Consider the following 1562-nt stretch of genomic DNA (forward strand, 5'->3'; position numbering starts at 1 on the left):
TGGTGGTGGGCGTTGATCATTTACGGAGAGTTTGATCCTGGCTCAGGACGAACGCTGGCGGCGTGCTTAACACATGCAAGTCGAACGATGATGCCCAGCTTGCTGGGTTGATTAGTGGCGAACGGGTGAGTAACACGTGAGTAACCTGCCCCTGACTTCGGGATAACTCCGGGAAACCGGGGCTAATACCGGATATGAGCCGTCCTCGCATGGGGGTGGTTGGAAAGTTTTTCGGTCAGGGATGGGCTCGCGGCCTATCAGCTTGTTGGTGGGGTGATGGCCTACCAAGGCGACGACGGGTAGCCGGCCTGAGAGGGCGACCGGCCACACTGGGACTGAGACACGGCCCAGACTCCTACGGGAGGCAGCAGTGGGGAATATTGCACAATGGGCGAAAGCCTGATGCAGCGACGCCGCGTGAGGGATGACGGCCTTCGGGTTGTAAACCTCTTTCAGCAGGGAAGAAGCGCAAGTGACGGTACCTGCAGAAGAAGCGCCGGCTAACTACGTGCCAGCAGCCGCGGTAATACGTAGGGCGCAAGCGTTGTCCGGAATTATTGGGCGTAAAGAGCTCGTAGGCGGTTTGTCGCGTCTGGTGTGAAAACTCGAGGCTCAACCTCGAGCTTGCATCGGGTACGGGCAGACTAGAGTGCGGTAGGGGAGACTGGAATTCCTGGTGTAGCGGTGGAATGCGCAGATATCAGGAGGAACACCGATGGCGAAGGCAGGTCTCTGGGCCGCAACTGACGCTGAGGAGCGAAAGCATGGGGAGCGAACAGGATTAGATACCCTGGTAGTCCATGCCGTAAACGTTGGGCACTAGGTGTGGGGCTCATTCCACGAGTTCCGTGCCGCAGCAAACGCATTAAGTGCCCCGCCTGGGGAGTACGGCCGCAAGGCTAAAACTCAAAGGAATTGACGGGGGCCCGCACAAGCGGCGGAGCATGCGGATTAATTCGATGCAACGCGAAGAACCTTACCAAGGCTTGACATGCACGGGAAGCCACCAGAGATGGTGGTCTCTTTGGACACTCGTGCACAGGTGGTGCATGGTTGTCGTCAGCTCGTGTCGTGAGATGTTGGGTTAAGTCCCGCAACGAGCGCAACCCTCGTCCCATGTTGCCAGCGGGTTATGCCGGGGACTCATGGGAGACTGCCGGGGTCAACTCGGAGGAAGGTGGGGATGACGTCAAATCATCATGCCCCTTATGTCTTGGGCTTCACGCATGCTACAATGGCCGGTACAAAGGGCTGCGATACCGTAAGGTGGAGCGAATCCCAAAAAGCCGGTCTCAGTTCGGATTGGGGTCTGCAACTCGACCCCATGAAGTCGGAGTCGCTAGTAATCGCAGATCAGCAACGCTGCGGTGAATACGTTCCCGGGCCTTGTACACACCGCCCGTCAAGTCACGAAAGTCGGTAACACCCGAAGCCCATGGCCCAACCGGTTCGCCGGGGGGAGTGGTCGAAGGTGGGACTGGCGATTGGGACTAAGTCGTAACAAGGTAGCCGTACCGGAAGGTGCGGCTGGATCACCTCCTTTCTAAGGAGCTTCAACGCAC

General features: G+C 58.2%; 1 rRNA gene. It reads left to right on the top strand.

Annotation, left to right across the window (positions count from 1 at the left end):
• Positions 1–19 precede the first annotated feature (19 nt).
• Positions 20–1543, top strand: a 16S ribosomal RNA gene (locus tag AC4H2G_RS21535).
• The last annotated feature ends 19 nt before the right edge of the window (positions 1544–1562 follow it).

The sequence above is a fragment of the Cellulosimicrobium sp. BMG9.23 genome, from assembly GCF_059159985.1.